At 60.4% G+C, this 20565-nt stretch carries 19 protein-coding genes and 1 tRNA gene; 7 read left to right on the plus strand and 13 right to left on the minus strand.

What is annotated here, in order from left to right; all coding sequences use genetic code 11:
• Position 1: 1 nt before the first annotated feature.
• From KVG91_RS03850 to KVG91_RS03860, 3 genes are all read left to right on the plus strand, one after another.
• On the plus strand, positions 2-982 hold the full coding sequence (locus KVG91_RS03850) for a zinc-dependent alcohol dehydrogenase family protein (protein WP_169375012.1): 981 nt from the start codon (positions 2-4) through the stop codon (positions 980-982).
• Complete coding sequence (locus KVG91_RS03855) at positions 979-1296, plus strand: antibiotic biosynthesis monooxygenase family protein (RefSeq protein WP_169375013.1); 318 nt, start codon at positions 979-981, stop codon at positions 1294-1296. The genes KVG91_RS03850 and KVG91_RS03855 overlap by 4 nt, the downstream gene beginning before the upstream one ends.
• Before the next feature lie 136 nt (positions 1297-1432).
• Positions 1433-1969, plus strand: coding sequence for a sterol desaturase family protein (locus tag KVG91_RS03860; protein WP_169375014.1), 537 nt, complete (start codon positions 1433-1435; stop codon positions 1967-1969).
• On the opposite strand, the gene KVG91_RS03865 is transcribed toward KVG91_RS03860, so the two are convergent.
• From KVG91_RS03865 to fni, 5 genes are read right to left on the minus strand one after another with little or no spacing between them, the layout of a single operon-like run.
• A complete protein-coding gene (locus tag KVG91_RS03865; protein WP_169375015.1) occupies positions 1851-2852 on the minus strand; it encodes a phytoene/squalene synthase family protein in 1002 nt (333 codons plus the stop codon). The two genes, KVG91_RS03860 and KVG91_RS03865, sit on opposite strands and share 119 nt — an antisense overlap.
• On the minus strand, positions 2849-4339 hold the full coding sequence (locus tag KVG91_RS03870; protein ID WP_169375016.1) for a phytoene desaturase: 1491 nt from the start codon (positions 4337-4339) through the stop codon (positions 2849-2851). Before KVG91_RS03870 ends, KVG91_RS03865 begins: the two co-directional genes overlap by 4 nt.
• Entirely contained in the window at positions 4336-5502 is a 1167-nt protein-coding gene (crtY, locus tag KVG91_RS03875) for a lycopene beta-cyclase CrtY (RefSeq protein ID WP_169375017.1), read from the minus strand. Before crtY ends, KVG91_RS03870 begins: the two co-directional genes overlap by 4 nt.
• Positions 5499-6773 (minus strand): glycosyltransferase, encoded by a 1275-nt coding sequence (locus KVG91_RS03880; RefSeq protein ID WP_169375018.1) that lies wholly within the window; start codon positions 6771-6773, stop codon positions 5499-5501. The genes crtY and KVG91_RS03880 overlap by 4 nt, the downstream gene beginning before the upstream one ends.
• Entirely contained in the window at positions 6770-7825 is a 1056-nt protein-coding gene (fni, locus tag KVG91_RS03885) for a type 2 isopentenyl-diphosphate Delta-isomerase (protein ID WP_169375019.1), read from the minus strand. The genes KVG91_RS03880 and fni overlap by 4 nt, the downstream gene beginning before the upstream one ends.
• A gap of 203 nt (positions 7826-8028) precedes the next feature.
• On the opposite strand from fni, the gene KVG91_RS03890 reads away from it, so the two are divergent.
• Positions 8029-8934: a polyprenyl synthetase family protein gene (locus KVG91_RS03890; RefSeq protein ID WP_169375020.1), complete on the plus strand. Its 906-nt coding sequence runs from the start codon at positions 8029-8031 to the stop codon at positions 8932-8934.
• Here KVG91_RS03890 and KVG91_RS03895 read toward each other — a convergent pair whose 3' ends face one another.
• Both KVG91_RS03895 and KVG91_RS03900 read right to left on the minus strand, forming a co-directional pair.
• Complete coding sequence (locus tag KVG91_RS03895; RefSeq protein ID WP_169375075.1) at positions 8935-9402, minus strand: hypothetical protein; 468 nt, start codon at positions 9400-9402, stop codon at positions 8935-8937.
• Positions 9403-9826: 424 nt separating this feature from the next.
• Positions 9827-10414 (minus strand): TetR/AcrR family transcriptional regulator, encoded by a 588-nt coding sequence (locus KVG91_RS03900; protein WP_169375021.1) that lies wholly within the window; start codon positions 10412-10414, stop codon positions 9827-9829.
• Positions 10415-10550: 136 nt separating this feature from the next.
• Between KVG91_RS03900 and KVG91_RS03905 the strand changes: the two genes are divergently transcribed.
• Positions 10551-11582, plus strand: coding sequence for an NADP-dependent oxidoreductase (locus KVG91_RS03905; RefSeq protein WP_169375022.1), 1032 nt, complete (start codon positions 10551-10553; stop codon positions 11580-11582).
• Positions 11583-11686: 104 nt separating this feature from the next.
• Here KVG91_RS03905 and KVG91_RS03910 read toward each other — a convergent pair whose 3' ends face one another.
• From KVG91_RS03910 to KVG91_RS03925, 4 genes are all read right to left on the minus strand, one after another.
• The gene (locus KVG91_RS03910; protein WP_169375023.1) at positions 11687-12499 is read right to left on the minus strand and encodes a DUF1206 domain-containing protein; all 813 of its coding nucleotides are present in this window, start codon (positions 12497-12499) and stop codon (positions 11687-11689) included.
• A 305-nt stretch (positions 12500-12804) separates the two neighbouring features.
• Positions 12805-13536 carry a hypothetical protein gene (locus tag KVG91_RS03915; RefSeq protein ID WP_169375024.1) on the minus strand — a complete coding sequence of 244 codons (732 nt, stop codon included), beginning with the start codon at positions 13534-13536 and terminating at the stop codon, positions 12805-12807.
• 93 nt (positions 13537-13629) lie between these two features.
• Positions 13630-13705: transfer RNA gene (locus KVG91_RS03920), tRNA-Asn, on the minus strand.
• 60 nt (positions 13706-13765) lie between these two features.
• Positions 13766-14662: a LysR family transcriptional regulator gene (locus tag KVG91_RS03925; protein WP_169375025.1), complete on the minus strand. Its 897-nt coding sequence runs from the start codon at positions 14660-14662 to the stop codon at positions 13766-13768.
• 100 nt (positions 14663-14762) lie between these two features.
• Between KVG91_RS03925 and lldD the strand changes: the two genes are divergently transcribed.
• The gene (gene lldD / locus KVG91_RS03930; RefSeq protein ID WP_169375026.1) at positions 14763-15893 is read left to right on the plus strand and encodes an FMN-dependent L-lactate dehydrogenase LldD; all 1131 of its coding nucleotides are present in this window, start codon (positions 14763-14765) and stop codon (positions 15891-15893) included.
• A gap of 379 nt (positions 15894-16272) precedes the next feature.
• Entirely contained in the window at positions 16273-17199 is a 927-nt protein-coding gene (locus KVG91_RS03935; protein WP_169375027.1) for a GGDEF domain-containing protein, read from the plus strand.
• 22 nt (positions 17200-17221) lie between these two features.
• On the opposite strand, the gene KVG91_RS03940 is transcribed toward KVG91_RS03935, so the two are convergent.
• Entirely contained in the window at positions 17222-17989 is a 768-nt protein-coding gene (locus KVG91_RS03940; RefSeq protein WP_178115014.1) for a TenA family transcriptional regulator, read from the minus strand.
• A 79-nt stretch (positions 17990-18068) separates the two neighbouring features.
• The gene (locus KVG91_RS03945) at positions 18069-20531 is read right to left on the minus strand and encodes an EAL domain-containing protein (protein ID WP_169375029.1); all 2463 of its coding nucleotides are present in this window, start codon (positions 20529-20531) and stop codon (positions 18069-18071) included.
• Between the last annotated feature and the right edge of the window lie 34 nt (positions 20532-20565).

The following is a 20565-nucleotide window of genomic DNA, read 5'->3' on the forward strand; positions in this document are numbered from 1 at the left end:
AATGAAAGCCATGCTCCTTAAATCGTTTGGCGGCCCGGATTCGTTCGAACTCTGCGAGGTGTCCAAGCCGGTGCCGTACACTGGTCAGGTCCTGGTCCGCGTACACGCCACCTCCATCAATCCGCTGGATTACCAGGTTCGACGTGGCGACTACGCCAGCCTGGTGGAACTCCCGGCCATTACCGGCCACGACGTCTCCGGCGTTGTCGAAGCCGTCGGGCCGGGCGTGACGAGCTTCGCGCCAGGCGACGAAGTCTGGTACACCCCGCAGATATTCGACGGTCCCGGAAGTTACGCCGAGTACCACGTGGCAGCCGAAAGCATTGTCGCGAAGAAGCCTCCCACACTGACTCACCTTGAAGCGGCCAGCCTGAGCCTGGTTGGCGGCACCGCATGGGAAGCGCTGGCTGTGCGTGCCATGCTTCGGGTGGGAGAAAGCATCCTGATTCAGGGTGGTGCAGGAGGCGTCGGTCATGTGGCGATCCAACTGGCGAAAGCCATCGGCGCCAGAGTGTTCACCACCGTGCGCGAAGCCAACATTGAGTTCGTCCGAAGCCTGGGCGCCGATGTGATCATCGACTATGAAAAGGAAGACTACGTTGACGCCGTCCTGCGGGAAACGGGTGGCCGTGGCGTGGATGTGGTGTTCGACACCCTCGGCGGCAATGCCCTTTCGCGCAGCCCCGACGCCCTCGCACAACTGGGCCGCGTCGTCTCGATCGTAGACACGGCACAACCGCAAAACCTGATCCAGGCCTGGGGCAAGAATGCGAGTTATCACTTCGTGTTCACCCGACAGAACCGCGGCAAGCTGGATGAGTTGAGCACACTGGTCGCGCAGGGCCGACTGCGACCCCACGTTGGCGCCGTCTATGCGCTTGCCGACATTGCGCTCGCCCATGCGCGGCTGGAGAGCCCCAACAACGGGATTCGAGGGAAAATCGCGATTGCCGTCGAGCCCCTCCAAGGCGTGACGCTATGATTTACGAAATCGCCCTGCTCCCCGTTCACAAAGAACATATCGACAGGTTCAGGCGCGCGTTTTCCGACGTCACGCCATTGCTCAGCCGTGCAAAAGGCTACTTGGGTCACATGCTCGCACAAGGAATTGAAACACCTGAGCAATTCAATCTTATCGTGCGGTGGCAATCGATCGAGGACCACACACCGGGGTTTGAAGCGAGCGAGGATCATCAGGTGTTCATGCAGGCCCTGGAGAAATATTTTTCGCACGAGCCGCAGGTTTATCACATTGAGGGGGCTGCTTTTACGGCGGGCGGAAGGGCTTGGGGTTAGCAACGGGCGCGGTAAAATGGGGGCGGGTACTCACATTGGGTGCTCCGCAACGCGGTAGCGCCTACCATTGAGCACACACTCAGAACGTTGCGCGCTGAAACGAGTCTGAACAGCTGACTTATCATGGGTGACTCAAATGATGTTCAACGCTCTGGTGTTCCTGACCACCCTGATCGGCATGGAAGCCTTCGCGTTCGTGGCCCATAAGTACGTGATGCACGGATGGGGTTGGGGATGGCATCGTTCTCACCATGAACCCCGGACGGGATGGTTCGAGAAGAATGATCTGTATGCGGTGGTGTTCGCGCTGTTCGCCATCGTGTTGATTGCCCTCGGCAGCCAGGGCGTGCACCCGCTCGAGTGGATAGGCGCAGGCATGACGGCGTACGGTTTCCTGTACTTCCTCGCCCACGACGGCCTGGTGCACAAGCGCTGGCCGTTACGGTACGTGCCGAGAAACGGCTATCTGAAGCGCCTTTACCAGGCGCATCGGATGCACCATGCCGTTTCCGGCAAGGGCGGGTGCGTCTCTTTCGGTTTTTTGTACGCGCCGTCTATTGCGACACTTCGGCGCCAGCTTCGCGCGCTGCATGGTGGCCCGCTGGAAAAGCGTGACGGGGACGCTGCCAAAGATCAGCGGGTCGACCCGGCCAGCGGCGGCCACGGGACTTGATGGCGCGCCAGAGCCCCACCAGCACCAGGCGCAGCTTATCGAGCTTGGAGGTCGAGACGCGCGTGTCCCAGGCTTTGCTGCCGCGCTGCTTGACCTTGATACCGATCTCCCGGTAAACCCCGCTGGCCGTCGCCACCGCCCAGGCCGAGCGCCACGGCAAGGCGGTCAAGCCCGCCTCGGCGCTGACGTAGAAAGGCTCCGCCCTGTCGACCAGGCGCTGCGCCAGTACGGCCAGGGCTGCTCGATACTCAGGCTCGGTCAGGTGCTGCTGCGGTATCGCGAATTCGTCCAGCCACTCTCGCGGCAGATAGCAGCGGCCCACGCCTGCGTCCTCGACGATGTCCCGGGCGATGTTGGTCAATTGAAAGCCCATGCCCAGGTCACACGCGCGGTCCAGGGTCTGTTCGTCGCTCACGCCCATGACTTGCGCCATCATCAGCCCGACCACGCCGGCAACGTGGTAGCAATAGTCCAGCGTGTCCTCGATGCGCTGATAATCCCGTTGTTGAACGTCCATCGCGAATCCGGACAGATGCTCCAACGCGTACGTCTCGTGCAGGCGATGACGGATTACCACTTCACGAAACGCCGCGAACGCCTCGGTCTCGACGGGCTGGCCGGCGAATACCGCATGCGTCTGGGCCACCAGCGCGGCGAGCCGCTGATTGACTTCATCCTGCCCAACGGGCGTTGCCGCGTGGCCGGCCTCCTGGCCATCGATCACGTCGTCGCAGTGTCGACACCAGGCATACAGCATCACGGCGCTGCGGCGCGTGGCCGGGTCGAACAGCCGCGACGCCGCCGCGAAGCTCTTGGAGCCGACGGTAATGCTTCGGGTCGCATGGTCGAGCAATGTCTGATCATCACCTTGAGCAGCGGTCACGGGTGCAGGTCCTCCAGCATCAGTCCGGCGGTGGCCTTGGCGGACCCAATCACGCCGGGCACGCCAGCGCCAGGATGCGTGCCCGCGCCGACCAGGTAGACATTGCCGAGCCTGGCGTCGCGGTTGTGCGGGCGGAACCAGGCGCTTTGCGTAAGGATGGGTTCAAGGGAAAATGCAGAGCCCAGGTGCGCGTTCAGTTCGTGTTGAAAATCCGTCGGCGTGAAGATGCGGCAGGTGACCAGGTCCTCGCGCAGCCCCGGTATGTAGTGTTTTTCGAGGTAGTCGAAAATCCTATCCCGATAGCGCGGCCCTTCGACGTCCCAATCAATCGGCGCATTGCCCAGGTGCGGCACCGGGGACAGCACGTAGTGGCTGGAGCAGCCCGGTGGCGCAAGGCTTGGGTCTGTGATGCAAGGCGCATGCAGGTACAGCGAAAAGTCCTCGGCCAGCGCCTTGCCCTTGAAGATCTCCTGGATAAGCGCGCGATAACGCGGCCCGAAGCACACGGTGTGGTGCTGCAACTGCGGCTGCGGGCGCTTGAGCCCGAAGTGAATCACAAACAGCGAGTTGCTGAAGCGCTTGCCCTTGAGGCGAGTGCTTTCCTGCTCTCCCCGCGGATGCGCGCCCAGCAACCGGTCGTAGGTGTGCACCACGTCCGCGTTGGAGGCGACGCAGTCGGCGTGGAAATGTCGTCCGTCCTCAAGGCGCACACCGGTGGCGCGGTCATTGGCCACCTCAATGCTGGCCACGTCGGCGTTGAGTTCAACGCGCCCTCCGATGTCCTCAAACAGCTTGACCAGTGCGTTCACCAGCGCGCCAGTGCCGCCCTTGGGAAACCACACGCCCCACTCGCGCTCAAGCGCATGAATGAGGGTATAGATCGACGACGTGGCAAACGGATTGCCGCCCACCAGCAGCGAGTGAAACGAGAACGCCTGACGCAACCTCTCGTCCTCGATAAAGCTCGACACCTTGGCGTACACGCTGCGCCAGGCCTGCAGCCGGGCAAGTTGCGGCCCGGCCTGGATCATGTCGCGAAACGACAGGAACGGCACCGCGCCCAGCTTCAGATAGCCCTCGTGGAACACCGCCTTGGAGTACGCCAGGAAGCGTTGATAGCCTGCCACGTCACGTGGGTTGAACTGGGCGATCTGCCGATCCAGCGCCGCCTGGTCATTGGCGTAATCAAAACGCGAGCCATCCTCCCAACACAACTGGTAGAACGGCGCCACGGGAAGCAGTTCGACGTAGTCCGCCATTCTTCGACCGGCAGCAGTGAACAGCGCCTCGATCGCCGTCGGGTCGGTGATCACGGTGGGGCCCGCGTCGAAGGTGAACCCTTCATCCTGATACACGTAAGCGCGGCCGCCGGGCTTGTCGCGCTTTTCCAACAAGGTCGTTTGTACGCCGGCAGCCTGGAGCCGGATTGCCAAGGCAAGCCCGCCAAATCCGGCGCCAATCACGATGGCCTTTTTTGCGTCGGTCATTCTCGATTCTCGTAGTGTCTGGGCAAGTAACGGAACATTGCATGCATGGCTTCGATGACCGGCACAGGCGGGCTGCCGGAGACCACCCGCAGTTTGTCTGCAACGCTGCTGTTGCCGGCATAGAAGCGGCTGATCAAGCCTTCTGGAAGGCCATAGAAACGCTGCATCACCCGCCAGCGGTCTTCAGGTTGCCCGGCCAGAAACAGCATGCGATTGAGCAGGCGGTAGAAGCGCTGGCGGCGCCAGGCCTGATGCGCGAAGGCCCGTATGCTTTTATCGAGCGCGTGCGCACTCAGGTCGCGTTGTTGCGCGATCCTGTCAGCCAGGCGCACGGCGTGGGGTAACGAGTAGCCGGTGGTGCAGTGGAATAATCCGGCGCGCAGGCCCGATAGCGGCTGCCCCTTTGTTTCACCCCAGAACTGGGTGAAATCGCCCGCCAAAGTGATGGGCAACACGCCCGCCTCTTCACGCAGGCAGGCGGCGACGCTCCAGCCTTGCTCGCTGACGTAATCGGCGATGTGGGCGCGAAGCTGGTCGGCGGACAATGCCTGGCGGTCCACGTAGTGAGTGTCTTCAATCAACAGCGTATCCGCGCTGAACGGCAGCACATACACGAAACGATAGCCCTGCCCCTGGGCCACTCGGGCATCCATGATGATCGGTGCTTCGAGACCATGGGGTGCGTGCAATTGCAGCAATTGGCCGAGAAATGCCTGGCGCCCGAGTACCATCTGCTGGCTTTCCCGCACGCCACGTCCGTCGATGACGGCCTGGGCCTGAAGCGTTTCGCCGGTGGCGAGGGTCACTGACTGCGGTGTCACCTGCGTTAGGCGCTGGCCAGTGCGCAGGTTGTCACCGAGTGCGGCCTGGATGACCTCGGCAAAGCGCTCGGAAGTGATGCTGGCGTACCCGGAAGAGAGGCGCCGTGATCGCGCCGGGAAATGCACGTGATAACACGGCCAACGGCGCACCACCAACGGTTCGATCCATTGATGCTGGGCCGGGTTCAGGTCGCCGTCATGAAACGACCAGGTGTGATTGCCGCCGATGCTGGCTTGCTCTTCGATGCACAGCACGTTCAATTCAGGTCGCAGTTGCTTGAGTCGCCAGCCGATCAGGCCATTGGCCAGACCGCCACCGGCCAATATCAAGTCATACGTCATGGCAAGGTCTCCACGGACACGGGCCTGCCGGTGCGCACAACCGTTTCGATAATATCGGCCGCCCGTCGCGTGCCGCCCGCCTGGTCCAGTTCCGCCGCGAGGCGGTGCAAAGGTTCGAGGGGATGCTCCAGCAGTCGGGTCAACGCGTCATGAATCTTCGGCGCGCGCGCGCGTCGGCTCAGGTTCAGGCCCACGCCGGCATGGCTGACCCGCGCGGCCACGCCTGGTTGATCAAAACCAATGGGCATGACCAGCACCGGTGTGCGGGCCTTGATCGCATCCATCACCGTGTTCAGGCCGCCATGGGTGATCACCGCATCCGCCTTGTCGAGCACCCACTGTTGCGGCGCAAAATCCACCACCCAGGTTGCCCCGCTGCGCATGAGGCGCGCTTGCTGCGCAGGGTCCAGGCCCCCGCAGTGCGCGACCATTAACTGTGCGTCGAGCCGTGCGCAGGCTTTGGTGATCTGGCGGAACATGTTCATGCGTCCCCCCTGCAAGGTGCCCAGGCTGGCGAAGATAAACGGGCGCTCAGGGTCGATCGCCCAGTCGCCCGGCGCATGATGCTCGGGCGTTCGCAACGGGCCAACGGCATGAAAGGTCGCAGGCAACTGCTGGCGCGGGAGGTCGAACCCGGCAATCGTCTGGCTGATTTGCGCGTAAGGCGAAAGGCACTGATGAAGGGCATCGCGCGGTTCAATCGCCAAGTCCCGGCAGGCAACGCGAATCACGTCGCGCAGCGGCCGCATCAGCCAGTCATACACCCGCTGGCTGCCTTCGTACAGGCGTCGGCTGCGCTCATCGGTGCCATAGGCAAACGGCATAACGGCCAACGCAATCCCAGGCTCGCGGTTGACCGGCAGTGCACAGGCCACGGAAATGAACGGCACGTCCAGCGCCTCCGCCACCAGGCCACCGGCGGCTTCCATCTGGTCGCACAGCAGCGCATCGATGCGGTTCTGGGTCAGCGCCTGGGGCAATTCGCGGCACAGCATGCGGGTGGTCGCGCACAGATCGCGGATCACACCACGCAGCCGCAGAGGATTGTTTGATGTCGCGGCCCGGCGCAACACGCCGGCGAGGCTGCCCCGCGGATGGCTGGCGGCGCCCAGGGCATGAAACCCTACACGAGGGTCGGTGAGCCAGCGGCGCGCATCGGCCTGCTGAAAAAACGTCACGCGATGACCACGGTCGATCAGCGCAGAGGCCAACGCCTGGAACGCCTGGAAATGGCTATAGAACGCCGGCGCGACGACCCCGAAATGACTCATGGGCGCTGGGGCAATAAGGGGGCGGTGGACAGCAGACGCGCGCGCCGCAGTGCCGCAAGATTGGCCGAGCCGGTGCAGAAGCAGGCAATGCGCAGCTGCCTGATGACGACGTCGAAATGCTCGATGACCGCCGCCGTCGACAGGGTGGCCTCACGCAGAACGCCTGCCGCCTGGCCAATCACATCGGCGCCCAGGCAGATGGCCTTGGCCGCGTCGACGCCGTTGCGGATGCCACCGGAGGCAATCAAGGGCATGCCGGGCAATGCGCGCCTAACGTTTTGCAGGCTGGTGGCGGTGGGAATGCCCCAACCGGCGAAAGCTTCGGCTACCTGTCGATCCTGCGGCCGCACGGCGCGCGCAGCTTCGACCGCGGCCCAACTCGTACCGCCCAGCCCCGCGACGTCGATAACCTGCACACCGGCACCAGCCAGCGCCAATGCGACCTGCGCTGATATCCCGGCGCCGACCTCCTTCACCACAACAGGCACCCCGACGGTTTCGACGGTGCGCCGGATCGCCTCCAGCACCCCGCACCAGTTGCGGTCGCCTTCGGCCTGGACCGCTTCCTGCAACGGGTTGAGATGAATAATCAAGGCGTCGGCCTGCAGCGTGTCCACCGACCGGCGCGCCAGGTCGAGGCCATCGCGCTCCAGTAATTGCGCGGCGCCGATATTGCCCAGCAACGCAATGTCCGGCGCCAGACGCCGCAGCTCGCGGGTCAGGCCCTGGTCATTGCCACTCCTGAGCCCCACCCGCTGCGAGCCGACGCCCATGGCGATGCCAAGCGCCTGGGCCGCCTCGGCCAGATGGCGGTTGATGGCAGTGGAACGCTCGGCGCCCCCCGTCATGGAACTGATCAGCAAGGGCGCGCGCAACGCCCTGCCGACCAGCCCGCTGCCCAAGTCGATGGCGTCGAGGTCCAGCTCAGGCAGCGCGCAGTGTTCGAACTGCACGGTGTCGAAGCCGGTGCCCATGCCGCTTGGGCAGGCGCTTGCGTTGAGCACGATGTCCAGATGATCGTCCTTGCGTCTACTCAGATCGTTATCACTCATTACAAGCCCCACCTTGCTTGAATCATTTTGTACTCGACGCTGTCAGTTATTAAGCTAACTTATACAAATAAGTGATGACCGCATAAGTTTTTTGCCGCTAAGACTGAGGCACCTCCGATGCGCAGTCGTTCCCAACTTTTAGCGTGGCAGGTCTAAGCCACCGGTGCGGACGCCCATTCGCAACAGCAGAGGTAAATACATCGATGACCACGCAACCCGGCGCCATCCTCGATCTCGGTTTTACCGAGCGCCTTTCTCAGGTACGCGCGTCCATCGAGAAGCGCCTGGATGAGTTACTGTCCGAAAGCCGCAACGAGCGCGATCTGGTGGCGCTCGCCATGCGCGAATCCACGTTGGCGCCCGGCAAACGCATGCGCCCGATCCTGCTGATCCTTGTCGCCGACGGCCTCGGGCATAAAGGCAACTGCGCCCTGGACCTGGGCTGCGCGGTCGAGCTGATCCACGCTGCTTCGTTGGTACTCGACGACATGCCGTGCATGGATAACGCGTCACTCAGGCGCGGCCGGCCAACCGTCCATTTGAAATTCGGCGAAGATGTGGCGATTCTGACCGCAGTCGCCTTGTTGAGCCGCGCGTTCGGTGTGATTGCGTCCATCAGCGAATTGGCGCCCGCGATCAGGACCCAGCTCGTCGAGCTGGCTGCCAATGCGGTGGGCATGCAGGGGCTGGTGCGTGGACAGTTTCAGGACCTGCGTGACGGCCAGCAATTGCGCAGTCCCGAACAGATCGCCTTGACCAACAATCTCAAAACCGGGGTTTTATTCGGCGCCATCGTGGACATGGCCTGGCTGATCAGCAACAGCGACGAACGCGTACGAGCGGTCTTGCAGAACTTTGCCCTCGAGTTGGGTCAGGCTTTCCAGCTGTATGACGACCTGTGTGACAACTGCCCGGACAGCGGCAAGGACCAGGGCAAGGATGTGGGCAAGTCCACCTTCGTTTCCATCTACGGCGTGGAAAAGGTCAGGGAGCAACTGCGCACCCACCTTTCCAACGCCGAGCGCAACCTGCGTCAGGTCTTCGACGATGCCGACATGATTGCCGGCTTCATGGCGATGGTCTTCAAAAAAGCAACGATCACGCTCTGATCAGAGCTGTGGTCGCTGCGCGATGGCCTGCTTGAGCGCCACGCCGTCGGTGAACCGCTGCTCCTGCACGACCGCGCCGCCCTTGAGCGTCAGCCACTGAACCGAATCACGGTCGCCCTTGTACTCACTGGCGACCCGGCCGTCACGGTCCAGCAGGATCCGGTATTTGGCTGAACGCATCGCCGGCACGGCCACCATCTTGACCAGGGAAGGCATCTTTTCAATGTCTGCGACATAAATCATGTGGCGCGCTTCGAGATAGCCGGCGGGTGAGTCTTCGATGGCCGCGTTCACCAGTTTCGCCGCCGCCATGCTACGGGCCACCAGCAGCACCTGGGCATCGTCGTCGAGGGTATAGGCTTTGTCGTTCTGGTCGAGCAACGTCCACTTTTTGACCGGCACAATCGCGTCGTCCGCCAACGCGCTGAAGCACTGAAGCAATAGGGCCACGAGAACAAGACGTCGCATCATGGAAAACCTCGTTAACGAAAGGGATCCCTATACTAAGTCAGTGTTGCTCAATTCGTCTGGTCATTATCGCGATGGGCGTTGCGGCCTTTGTGCGAATGCTCTGGCCGAACGCGGCGTTCTTTCATGCAACGCCGCAGCAGACGCTCACGGGGCCCCTCGGGTCTGAAGGCAGACGAAAGCCACAGAATCAGCACATGCGCCAACTTGAGGGGCGAGCGCCACAGCCTTCCCATTAACCCTGAACTTTTATTGTCATGCATGGATCACCCGAACCGCTCCCACGGCGTAAAGAAGAACGCTTGATGGTTCGAGGGTCTGCACAGGCAGGCGTTCCAAAAAAGTGGGTAGGTGATTGAACGGATCATTCGGGTCGATCAACGACCAATGAATAATTGTCGGGCCGCTCGCCCACCTTGCACATTTATCGCAGCAGGCCTGACAGCAAGACACGAAAGCTGGCGATTGCTTGCGTCGATGCCCGATGCGGATCAGCCGCACCCGCGATCCACAGAGAAGCATTCAAGGCTGCGCCATTGACGAGATAGGCAGTCGCCTGTGCATCCACCGGTTTGATAACGTTCTGATCGATCAACAGTTCAATGCTGTGCATCGTGCTGGCCAGGCAAGCGCTTTGGCTGGCAGCCCGCGCCGGGTCTCCCAGAACTGCAGGGCCATCAAGCAGGACAATACGTTGAATTTCCGGCTCAAGCGCCAGCTTGATCCACTCGACACTCTCCTCAACGAAGCCTTCCCAGGGCGTATTGGCCTGTTCTGCGACCGCACGCAGGCGCGCGGATGACTCCTCGTCTATCTGGGCAATCACGGCTTCGAGCAGGCCTTTCTTGCCGCCAAAGTGGTGATACAGCGCGCCGCGTGTCAGCTCGGCATCCGCCGTCAGATCCTCCATGGCGGTGTCGGCGTAGCCCTTTTCTGCAAACGCTTTCCGACCCGCAGCGATCAGTTTGCTGCGTGTTGTCGCAATCATGTCTGCACGTTTTTGTCGCGCCATCGAGCTCTCCTTGTAAATCACTAATGCATTGACATGCATTGCGTATGTTAATACATTAATCGCATACACTGTGTATGTGAGTGTAGAAAGCGCTGCCTACCGGTCAATTGATCAACCCTGAGCAAGAGAGTATGTAATGACAAAACCATCGAATCAGCAGGTCGTGCTGGCGGCACGTCCAAATGGGGATTTGCAGCCCTCCGACTTTCGCCTTGAGGAAGTAGCAGTACCGATACCTGGCGAGCGCGAAGTGCTGCTGGAAACCATTTACCTTTCAATCGACCCTTACATGCGCTGGTGGATGAGGGCTGAAATATCCTATAACGATCCTATCGAAATCGATCAGGTCATCGTCGGCGCGACGGTGTCCCGCGTGAGGGAGTCCCGCCACCCTGATTGGCAAGTCGGTGCTTGGGCATTGGCTTTTTCCGGGTGGAAACGCTTCGCCCTTTCAGACGGCAGCGACCTGCGTCGGCTTGATCCAGAATTGGCACCGCCTTCCACTGCACTGGGCGTACTTGGAATGACCGGTTTCACGGCCTATGCGGGCTTGCGCAACATTGGCAAGCCCAAGCCCGGCGAAACCGTAGTGGTTGCGGCTGCGAGCGGTGCGGTCGGCTCTATGGTCGGACAAATCGCCCGTCTGCGTGGTGCTCGAGCGGTAGGCATCACAACCGGCGCGCAGAAACTCGCCTACGTGAAGGACGACCTGCAGTTCGACGCAGTGGCCGATTACAACGCGCCAGACTTTGCCGAACAACTGGCCAAAGCCTGCCCGGACGGGATTGATGTTTATTTTGAAAGTGTGGGCGGAAAAATCTGGGATGCCGTGCTGCCGCTGTTGAATACTTATGCTCGCGTGCCTGTCTGTGGGGTTATTTCTCAATACGAGAAACCGTCCGGTTCACAGGAAAACACTGATCGTCTGTCCAACACGATGGCGCAGATTATGGGCAAGAGCCTGACCCTGCGCGGTTTCATCCAGACGGAATATGCTGAAGCGCAACTCGCTGACTTTCTTGAGGAGGCGAGCCAGTGGATGGTCGACGGCAAATTGGGGTATCGCGAGCAGATTACCCGTGGGTTGCATACCGCGCCGCTAGCCTTGATCGACCAACTCAAGGGACGTAATTTTGGCAAGACGATTGTCCAGGTGAGCGAGGTGTAACCCCGTGTCGACCGACACATAGCTATTCACCTGAAACAAAGGGGGGCGGGATTGGGGTCATGCTGACCACGGCAATTGTCCCAACCCCTGCCAAGGTGGGCACTCTACGGTCTCGGTATTGCGGGCACATCCATATTGATCTTGCGCCAGAAGGCTTCAGCGAAGCTGTAAACCGAGAACGCAATCAGCCCTAATGCCATCACCATCAAAATCAACCAACCGGCTGGTAGATTTTGGAGCGCGTCCAGTGCTTCCTTCATACCAGGTGGATCCATGGCTTGATAAGTGGAACCGCTGATTGCCAGCAGCACCGCAATCTCTAGAAACACGACCCCACGGGCAACTAGGCCGAATCGAGACACAGGACGGACATACTGCATGACGTCTTCATCGGCCTCAAAATATTTTTCGAACGACGCCTTTCCTCCCTTGATGATGTGAGCAATACCTACGCCAAGCGGAACGAGTGCGATCAGGTACACCATCAAATTTGAATGATCCCAAGACAAAACATGCGCCAGCCAGTCTTTGGCCTGCCCGCTGGATTTACCCGAACTTCCAATCCCGCTAATGAGCAGGCTCAATGCAAAAAGCGCTAAAGCGCCGTTGACCATACCTCCCGCCAACAGACCTGTGCGAATCACCAGGCCTTTGAGTTCTTTGCCGTGATGATCGACATCACGCGTAGCTTGCAGGACGCGCCAAGCCGAAAATGCGAGCAGACCCGCCACCACAAGCCCAACTAAAAAATAGCCAAATGGTTGGTTTAGCAGTGCTTCCAGGCTCTTGTGGCTGTCTTTCGGTTTTGTCGAATCATGTGCTGCCAGCAGTGCGAAGATACCGATGATCAGATAAAGCACTCCCCGAGCGGCGTAGCCTCCCCGAGCAAGTACCACTAGGCTATTTTGCGCGGACATTCGATGTATTCCCGAGTTCTGATAAAGGAGCAGACCCCTCTCGCTGGGTTGGGTTCTATTTTCAAGTCGAAGACTGTGATTTGTGATCCAAAACGCCTACGGCAGTCGAATCTGCCTTGCCCTGGCAGCGAGACGATTAGAATGGCGGTCTGCCTCCTATTTTCGCTCCCAGGGCAACCTGGGTATCAGCAGGCGCTACTCTCAAAGAGGATCAACTGTAAGGTATTTACCACCCTGATGCTCGATGCTCCCGGTCCGACGTCACTGATGGCAGGGCGATGCGCCCTCCCATGCTGCGTTGCCCACTATCGAAGCGAAAGATCAATCAACTCAACTTGGTACCCGTACCGGGCAGCAATCCGCTTAATAAACACTGCGCCAATCGAAAGTCCAAATATCAAAGCCGCAGTGCAAAGCAGCACAGTATCCCCAATATTGCTAAGCCCAGGGCCGGCACGAAGGGTTCTTTCTATCCAAGGAAAACCTCCGAATTTTTCCGAGAATACGTAAGCCGTTGCGAGCAAGCCCAGTGCCGCCGTCTTATCCCCAAAAAACCACGTCACACGCGCCTCAATGCGCTTGATCTTCAGCTCAAGCCACATTTTAGCTTCGGTGAGCGCATCGATGCCGTGCCGCCGCAAACGGTTTGCAATGCTTTGCTCATGAATGATGTCGCCCCGCAGGTTTTCGTATGTCACCTTCTCCCATCGGAAGAGCACCCACGCTGAAGCAAAAATCGGAGCCACGAACGACAGCAGCGCTAGTGACATAGACAACGCTATCGCCACCAGAGCAGCAAACTGGACCCCATCCGACAACGCTTTGGTTGAATCCATGAAATAGCCCAGCAACGCCGGCGGAGCCAAGAACGCCGCTGCTAAAATCAGGCTCCACTTGGAAAGCAACTCTGCTTTTTTCTCTGCGCCCGTACGCCGCTCTGATGCTCTTCGAGGCTTACAGGTGCTGAGCTCTTTTAAAACGGCGAGCGTCTTTACCAATTTCGCTGAAGGCTTATCTTCAGCTTCCTTATTTTTCATTATGGAATTCCTGTAGATGAGGCTGTGCGCTTTGATCACCCCAGAAAAATCCAAGGCAAAAAAAAGCCTGCATCTCTGCAGGCTTTCTCTATCTGGCTCCACGACCTGGACTCGAACCAGGGACCCAGTGATTAACAGTCACTTGCTCTACCAACTGAGCTATCGCGGAATGCGCCGTATGTTACTGATTGAAAAGGAGAAGTCAAGCCTTCTCTGGCCCTGGCCGCGACTAAACCGCAGGGTCGGTTGAAACCGCGTGCTCCTTGGCCAGCTCCAGCCAGGCCAAGGCCGCCGGCGGCAGGTGGGCACTGGCGCGCCAGGCAAGGGCGATGTGCCAGTCGGTGTGGGGTTCGTCCAAGGTGATCAGCGCGATGCCAGCGTGTTGATGCTTGTGCGCCAGCATGCGCGGCAGGAATGCCACGCCCAGGCCGGCGGCGACTAGGTCGACGATAAAGTCGATCTGCCCGCTGCGCGCGGTGACTCTGGGCGTGACGCCTTTGCGCTCGCAGGCGGCGAGGATCTTGGCGTTCAGGGCGAAGCCGGCTTCAAACAGAATGAAGGCTGAATCCGCCAGGTCGGTGAAGTCGATGCGGCCGCGCCCGGCCAGGGGATGATCGATGGGCAGCACGGCCATCAGCGGTTCATTGCGCACGGGTTGGTAGTCGAAGTCTTCGTCTATCGGCAGCAGGAGCGCCGCCAGGTCGACCTCCCCCGCTTCCAGGCACTCGCGCAGTTTTTTGCTGCCGTATTCGGTGAGCTCGATGTCGATGTCGGGGTAGCGACTGCGATAGGTCGCGAACATCGTCGCAAACAGCACGCCGCAGCCCACCGGCGGCAGGCCGATGCGCAGCACGCCGCGCTTGAGACCGCGCAAGTCGTTGATCTCGGCTACCAGGTCGTTATGTTCGGCGAGCAACACCAGGGCGCGACGGTAGGCGATCTCGCCGGCGGCGGTGAGTTCGTTGCGGTGGCCAAGGCGATTGAGCAACGGCGTGCCCAGTTCGTCTTCGAGGGTCTTGACCGCCTTGCTCACCGTGGACTGAGTCAGGGCGACCACCTCGGCGGCCTGGGAGAAGCCGCCCTGGCGCACCACTTCGACAAAAGCGCGTAAAGTTCTCAGGTTCATCAGTATTCCTTTGACGACTAGCTTGCAGCGATAAAAGTTGTTTTTATCATGCCATGTTTTTACCTATGCTGATCCGCCTTGCCTTGTGGAGACCTTTTTCATGATCATCTCGTCCGCCTCCGACTACCGCGCAGCAGCCAAGCGCAAGCTGCCGCGCTTTCTGTTCGACTACATCGATGGCGGGGCCTACGCCGAACACACGCTGCGTGCGAACAGTTCGGACCTGGCCGAGATCAGTCTGCGCCAGCGCGTCCTGCGCAATGTGGACAGCCTGAGCCTCAAGACGACGGTGTTCGGCCAGGCGCTGGACATGCCGGTGATCCTCAGCCCGGTGGGCCTGACCGGCATGTATGCGCGGCGCGGCGAAGTGCAGGCGGCGAAAGCGGCCGCGAACAAAGGCATCCCGTTCTGCTTGTCGACGGTGTCGGTGTGCCCAATCGAGGAAGTGGCTTCACAAAGCCCGCAAGCCATCTGGTTCCAGCTCTACGTGCTCAAAGACCGCGGCTTCATGCGCAACGCGCTGGAGCGAGCCCAGGCGGCGGGCGTGACAACGCTGGTATTTACGGTGGATATGCCCACGCCCGGCGCGCGCTACCGCGATGCTCACTCGGGCATGTCCGGCCCGTTCGCGGCACAGCGGCGCATTTTGCAGGCCGTCACCAAGCCACAATGGGCGTTCGATGTTGGGTTGATGGGTCGTCCGCACGACCTCGGCAATATTTCCAGATACCTCGGCAAACCCACCCACCTGGAAGACTACATCGGCTGGCTGGCCAACAACTTCGACCCGTCGATCAGTTGGAAAGACCTGGAGTGGATTCGCGAATTCTGGAAAGGCCCGATGATCATCAAAGGCATCCTCGACCCTCAGGACGCCAAGGATGCGGTGAGTTTCGGCGCCGACGGCATCGTGGTTTCCAACCACGGTGGCCGCCAGTTGGACGGCGTGCTGTCCACCGCCAGGGCGCTGCCACCGATTGCCGACGCGGTGGGCGATGACCTCACGGTGCTGGTGGACTCCGGCATCCGCTCCGGACTGGACGTGGTACGCATGCTCGCCCTGGGCGCCAAGGCGTGCCTGCTGGGCCGCGCCACCGCCTACGCACTGGCCGCCGATGGCCAGCACGGCGTGGAAAACTTGCTGGACATCTTTGCCAAGGAAATGCGCGTGGCCATGACCCTGACCGGCGTCACCTCCATCGCACAGATCGACCGCTCCACCCTGGTCTGACGCCACTCCATTCTGTGGCGTGAATCCCGGCGTTGTTTATTCGCGAGACAATTAAATCCGCGAAAAACCCCAGCGCCGGTCCTTACTTGCCAAATAACTGGCGTCATAGTTCGGTGAACGTTTTCGCCCGATAAAAACAGTTGATTGATTTATAAGGTTTTTATTTATTTAAAACATTTGGCATGAATATCGCTCTAACCCTTTTCAAGCAGGTCAAGCGATGACAAGACGTGCGGCGGTGCCCAGGGGTGATAACCCTTTGCAAAGCGGTCTAGACTGTAACCAATGTTTTACGGAACTGACGGAACAGTAAGACGCTTGGCACTCGCCACTCTCATCGAGCCTGTAAGACAGCTAAGTGCTTAGAGGCCGATCGCTTATGAAAACACCTACCCAGACCAACGCAATTGACTTTGACAGTGCCAAATTGCAACGCCTGGGATTTGGTCAGCCATCCCTTCTGCCGCGCCGACCCACGACGGTCACTCAATTGCGCCAGCAACTGGGCCTGCAGCTGCAAACCAGCCTGGAGCCGGAGCGCATCCTCGCGGTGTTCTTTCGTGAGATCCAACGCCTGGTGCCCCTGGACGCCCTGCAATACCGCCACCAGGCCAGCGACCTGCGCCTGGAATTGGGCCACCGCGGTCATCACTCGATGAGCTACAGCCTGAGCCATGAAGGCGAGCACCTGGGCGAGTTGATCTTTCGTCGCAACCAGCGCCTGTCGGAAGAAGAACTCGGCCAGCTCGAATCCCTGCTGGCCACCCTGCTCTACCCGATGCGCAACGCCTTGCTCTACCGCGCCGCCACCCGCAGTGCCCTGCGTGACCCGTTGACCCAGACCGGCAACCGCATTGCCATGGACCAGACCCTGCAACGGGAAATCGACATGGCGCGCCGGCACCTGAACCCGCTGTCCTTGCTGATGCTGGACATCGACCACTTCAAGACCATCAACGACACCCACGGCCACGCCGCCGGCGACAGCGTACTGCGCGCCGTTGCCGCAGCGATCAAGGGCCAGTTGCGCAACGTGGACATGGTGTTTCGGTTTGGCGGGGAAGAGTTTCTGGTCTTGCTGTCCAACACCGGCCGGGACGCGGCGGCGATGATCGGTGAACGCCTGCGCCAGGCGACACAGGCCCAGGATTATTGGGCAGATGGAACGCGGGTCGAATTGACGGTGAGCCTGGGCTGTTCGACCCTGCTGGCCGCTGAGTCCGCCGAAAGCCTGCTGCGCCGCGCCGACAGCGCCTTGTACGTGGCCAAGCGCGCAGGCCGCAACCGCTTGGCGATGGCGGGGTAGAAACCCCCGCCATCGCCTCGCGTCACGCTTCGCTGGCGACCCGCGCCTGGCGCTCACGCACCACCACCGGCGCCTTGTCTTTCTCCAGGCGCATGCAGCTTTCCAGGAACAGGTACATGTAGTCGTAGCTCTTGCACACGGCTTGGCGCAGTTCTACCTGCAATGCCTGGGTCGGGTTCATCCCCGCCAGGGTGCAGATGATTTCCAGCGCTTCCCATGGGTGGGCGTCATCGTATTGGGCATGCATCTTCAGCCACTTCATTGCACGCTTGCGTTCTTCCTCTGGGAAAGCCTGCGCGTAGACGCCGGTGGAACACACCACGGCGGACCATTCACCCGTGGCCCCTTCGATTGCATAGTTGGTCGCGGCAATGGCCACGATCAGCGAATCGGCGGAGCTTGTGTGCCAGCACCAATGGCTCAGTGCGTGCAGTTCCGGCGGCACGTCCTGGGCCTGCAACTCTTCCAGGCTCACACCGTGGGCACGGGCCCAATGCACCCAATAGTCGGCGTGGTTGAGTTCCACGCGGATATTGCGCATCAGCCAGCGGCGCGCCATGTCTTCACCGGGATGGCGGGCGAATTTGGTCTTGGTGAGGTTCTGTGCCATGTACAAGGCAAACTGTTCCACCACAGGCCAGCCGCCGATCAGGTAGTGGCGCATGGTCTTGGCGCTGAGCGTGTTATCACGCATGTGCTGGTAGAGTTCGTGTTCAACAACGCGACGCTTGCTCTCGCTACAGTCCAGGATCAATTGCTGAGCCCAGGCGGGGTAACTCGAGGCTTCCATAAGCGGGCCGGTTCTGTTGAATGTGTCGATCACTGTTAAGGCTCCTTTTTAAGTGTGATTGTACAGACCAGCAAATGTTTCAGCGGAACGTGCCGGGCGCCTTGAATAACAGAGGCTGCGGCCGCACAGGTCGACACTGCAAACTATCAAAGGTAAACAATTGCGGTCGTTCGATCAGGTAGCCCTGAGCGTAGTCCACACCGATTTCGAGCAAGGCCTGTTCGATCTGCGGTGTCTCGACAAATTCTGCAATTGTGCGCTTACCCATGACGTGGCCGATGTGGTTGATCACTTCGACCATCGCGCGGTTAATCGGGTCGTCCAGCATATCCTTTACGAAACTTCCATCGATCTTCAGGAAGTCTACAGGTAAATGTTTGAGATAGGCGAATGAGGACATTCCGGCACAAAAGTCATCCAGGGAAAAATGGCAGCCTAAAGCCTTGAGTTCATTGATAAAGCGAATCGCACTGCCCAGGTTGGCGATCGCGCTGGTTTCGGTGATTTCAAAACAGATCATGCCCGGCGGAATATTGTAGGTCTGGAACTTCTCGTGCAGAAACTCGAGGAAGTCGTCATCGCCAATGGTGATGCCTGACAAATTGATCGCACACATGGCCATCGGTCGGCCCGGCCGCTCCTGCAGGCAACGGGCGATGATCTGGAACACATTCTCCACCACCCAACGGTCCAGGGACGTCATCAAGCCGTAGCGCTCGGCGGCCGGGATAAAGCTGTCGGGCAGGATAATGCGGCCCGCCTCATCATGCAGGCGCAGCAGGATCTCGATATGCCCATTACCTCCATCGACCTGCCCCAGGGGGGAGATTTCCTGGGCGTACAGGCAGAACCGGTTCTCTTCCAGGGCCATGTGCAAACGTTGCACCCAGGCCATTTCGCCAAAGCGCACGGACAGTTCCGAGTCGTCGGCGTGATACACCTGCACACGGTTGCGGCCTTTTTCCTTGGCCATGTAGCACGCCATGTCGGCGGCGCGCAGGGAAGTTTCCAAGGTGGTCGGGGTCTGACCCAGGTGCACCAGGCCGATGCTGACGGTGGTCATGAAAGGCCGGCCCTTCCACACAAAGTGCAGGCTTTGCACGGTGTGGCGCAAGCTCTCAGCGACCTTTTCTGCCACCGCGGCCGGACAATTCTCCAGCAAGATGCCGAACTCATCGCCCCCCAGCCGCGCCAGGGTGTCGCCTTCACGCAGATCCGACTGCAGCAACGCGCATATATGTCGCAACAGTTCATCGCCCGCCGCGTGGCCGCAGGTATCGTTGACCAGTTTGAACTGGTCCAGGTCGAGGAACATCAATGCATGCCGCCCGCCCTGCTGCTGCGCGGCGGGATGCAGTACCTGTTCCAGGCGGAATTCGAACTCGCGGCGGTTGGCCAGGCCGGTCAGGGCGTCGTGAGTCGCCTGCCAGGACAAGTTGGCGATGTACTGCCGCTCCTGGGTCATGTCATGCAACACCAGCACCGCCCCCGTGACCTTGCCGGCGCTGCGGATCGGCGCGCCCACCAGTGTCACCGAGACTGTGCTGCCATCCAGGCGCTGAATGGTTTTTGAGTGTTCGCTGCCGCCACTGAGCCGGCCCTTGACGATATGGTCGATCAGGGTAAACCCGTCGGGCTGGGCATTATCATCCAGCAGGTTGAACAATGCGGCCAGCGGCAGCCCTTGGGCCTGGGCCGACTTCCAGTGGGTCAGCGCCTCGGCCGCCGGGTTCATATAGGCGATGGCGCCGTCGACGTCGGTGGTGATCACCCCGTCGCCAATCGACTCCAGGGTGATCTGCGCGCGTTCTTTTTCCTGTTGCAGGGCGTCGGCAAAGGCGTGGCGCTGGGCCAGCAGCTTATGCGTGCGCAACAGCGCCAGCACGATCAGGCCAAGGGCTGTGGCCAGGTTGGTGGTCAGCAGCAACCGCAGGATCATCCGCGAGCCTTCGCCCAGGGCATCGCTGAAGGCCTTGGCAGCCGGCGTTACGCCTTCATTGATCGCAATGATATGCGCCTTCCACTGCCGCACATCGTTGGCGCTGACCTGGTCGCGGCGGATCGCGCCGTGCATCTCGCGGGCCAGTTCATCGAGTTGTACCAGGTAGCCGTCACCCACGGTCCACAGCTCGATGGCCTTTTCCAGGTAGCTGAAATGGCGAAAATTGAGGTACAGCCAGATCAGGCTGGAGACGTCATCCGGGTGGTTGCCGCCCTTGAGAATGCCCAGGCGAGCCGCCGCAAGATCCGGTGTGGGACGATCCAGGGCGATGCGCAGCTCATGGCCGCCCTGAGGCACGGCGATAGCCTGAAGGTATTTGAGGTAGGTCGCTTCATCGCGATTATCGGCATAAAGCGTGAGGTAATAGATGGCGTCTTTCTGGCCTTTGGACCACAGGCTCTCGCCGGCCACATAGCCACGTACCGCTGAGAGCATGAAGAGACTGACACAGCCCAACAATGCCTGGAACAGTACCACTGCGATGAAAGGCCATACGATGCCCAACAGCCTTGGCGTTCCGAAAGTCCGCTTTTGCTTCATGAAGTCCCTTACACATGCACTGCTGGATACGCAC

It is taken from the genome of Pseudomonas azadiae (genome assembly GCF_019145355.1).
GTDB lineage: Bacteria > Pseudomonadota > Gammaproteobacteria > Pseudomonadales > Pseudomonadaceae > Aquipseudomonas > Aquipseudomonas azadiae.

Coding starts and splice junctions, on each gene's coding strand:
- KVG91_RS03850 (WP_169375012.1), top strand. CDS start 2: ATGAAAGCCATGCTCCTTAAATCGTTTGGCGGCCCGGATTCGTTCGAA.
- KVG91_RS03855 (WP_169375013.1), top strand. CDS start 979: ATGATTTACGAAATCGCCCTGCTCCCCGTTCACAAAGAACATATCGAC.
- KVG91_RS03860 (WP_169375014.1), top strand. CDS start 1,433: ATGATGTTCAACGCTCTGGTGTTCCTGACCACCCTGATCGGCATGGAA.
- KVG91_RS03870 (WP_169375016.1), bottom strand. CDS start 4,339: ATGACCGACGCAAAAAAGGCCATCGTGATTGGCGCCGGATTTGGCGGG.
- crtY (WP_169375017.1), bottom strand. CDS start 5,502: ATGACGTATGACTTGATATTGGCCGGTGGCGGTCTGGCCAATGGCCTG.
- KVG91_RS03880 (WP_169375018.1), bottom strand. CDS start 6,773: ATGAGTCATTTCGGGGTCGTCGCGCCGGCGTTCTATAGCCATTTCCAG.
- fni (WP_169375019.1), bottom strand. CDS start 7,825: ATGAGTGATAACGATCTGAGTAGACGCAAGGACGATCATCTGGACATC.
- KVG91_RS03890 (WP_169375020.1), top strand. CDS start 8,029: ATGACCACGCAACCCGGCGCCATCCTCGATCTCGGTTTTACCGAGCGC.
- KVG91_RS03895 (WP_169375075.1), bottom strand. CDS start 9,402: ATGCGACGTCTTGTTCTCGTGGCCCTATTGCTTCAGTGCTTCAGCGCG.
- KVG91_RS03900 (WP_169375021.1), bottom strand. CDS start 10,414: ATGGCGCGACAAAAACGTGCAGACATGATTGCGACAACACGCAGCAAA.
- KVG91_RS03905 (WP_169375022.1), top strand. CDS start 10,551: ATGACAAAACCATCGAATCAGCAGGTCGTGCTGGCGGCACGTCCAAAT.
- KVG91_RS03910 (WP_169375023.1), bottom strand. CDS start 12,499: ATGTCCGCGCAAAATAGCCTAGTGGTACTTGCTCGGGGAGGCTACGCC.
- KVG91_RS03915 (WP_169375024.1), bottom strand. CDS start 13,536: ATGAAAAATAAGGAAGCTGAAGATAAGCCTTCAGCGAAATTGGTAAAG.
- KVG91_RS03925 (WP_169375025.1), bottom strand. CDS start 14,662: ATGAACCTGAGAACTTTACGCGCTTTTGTCGAAGTGGTGCGCCAGGGC.
- lldD (WP_169375026.1), top strand. CDS start 14,763: ATGATCATCTCGTCCGCCTCCGACTACCGCGCAGCAGCCAAGCGCAAG.
- KVG91_RS03935 (WP_169375027.1), top strand. CDS start 16,273: ATGAAAACACCTACCCAGACCAACGCAATTGACTTTGACAGTGCCAAA.
- KVG91_RS03940 (WP_178115014.1), bottom strand. CDS start 17,989: ATGGAAGCCTCGAGTTACCCCGCCTGGGCTCAGCAATTGATCCTGGAC.
- KVG91_RS03945 (WP_169375029.1), bottom strand. CDS start 20,531: ATGAAGCAAAAGCGGACTTTCGGAACGCCAAGGCTGTTGGGCATCGTA.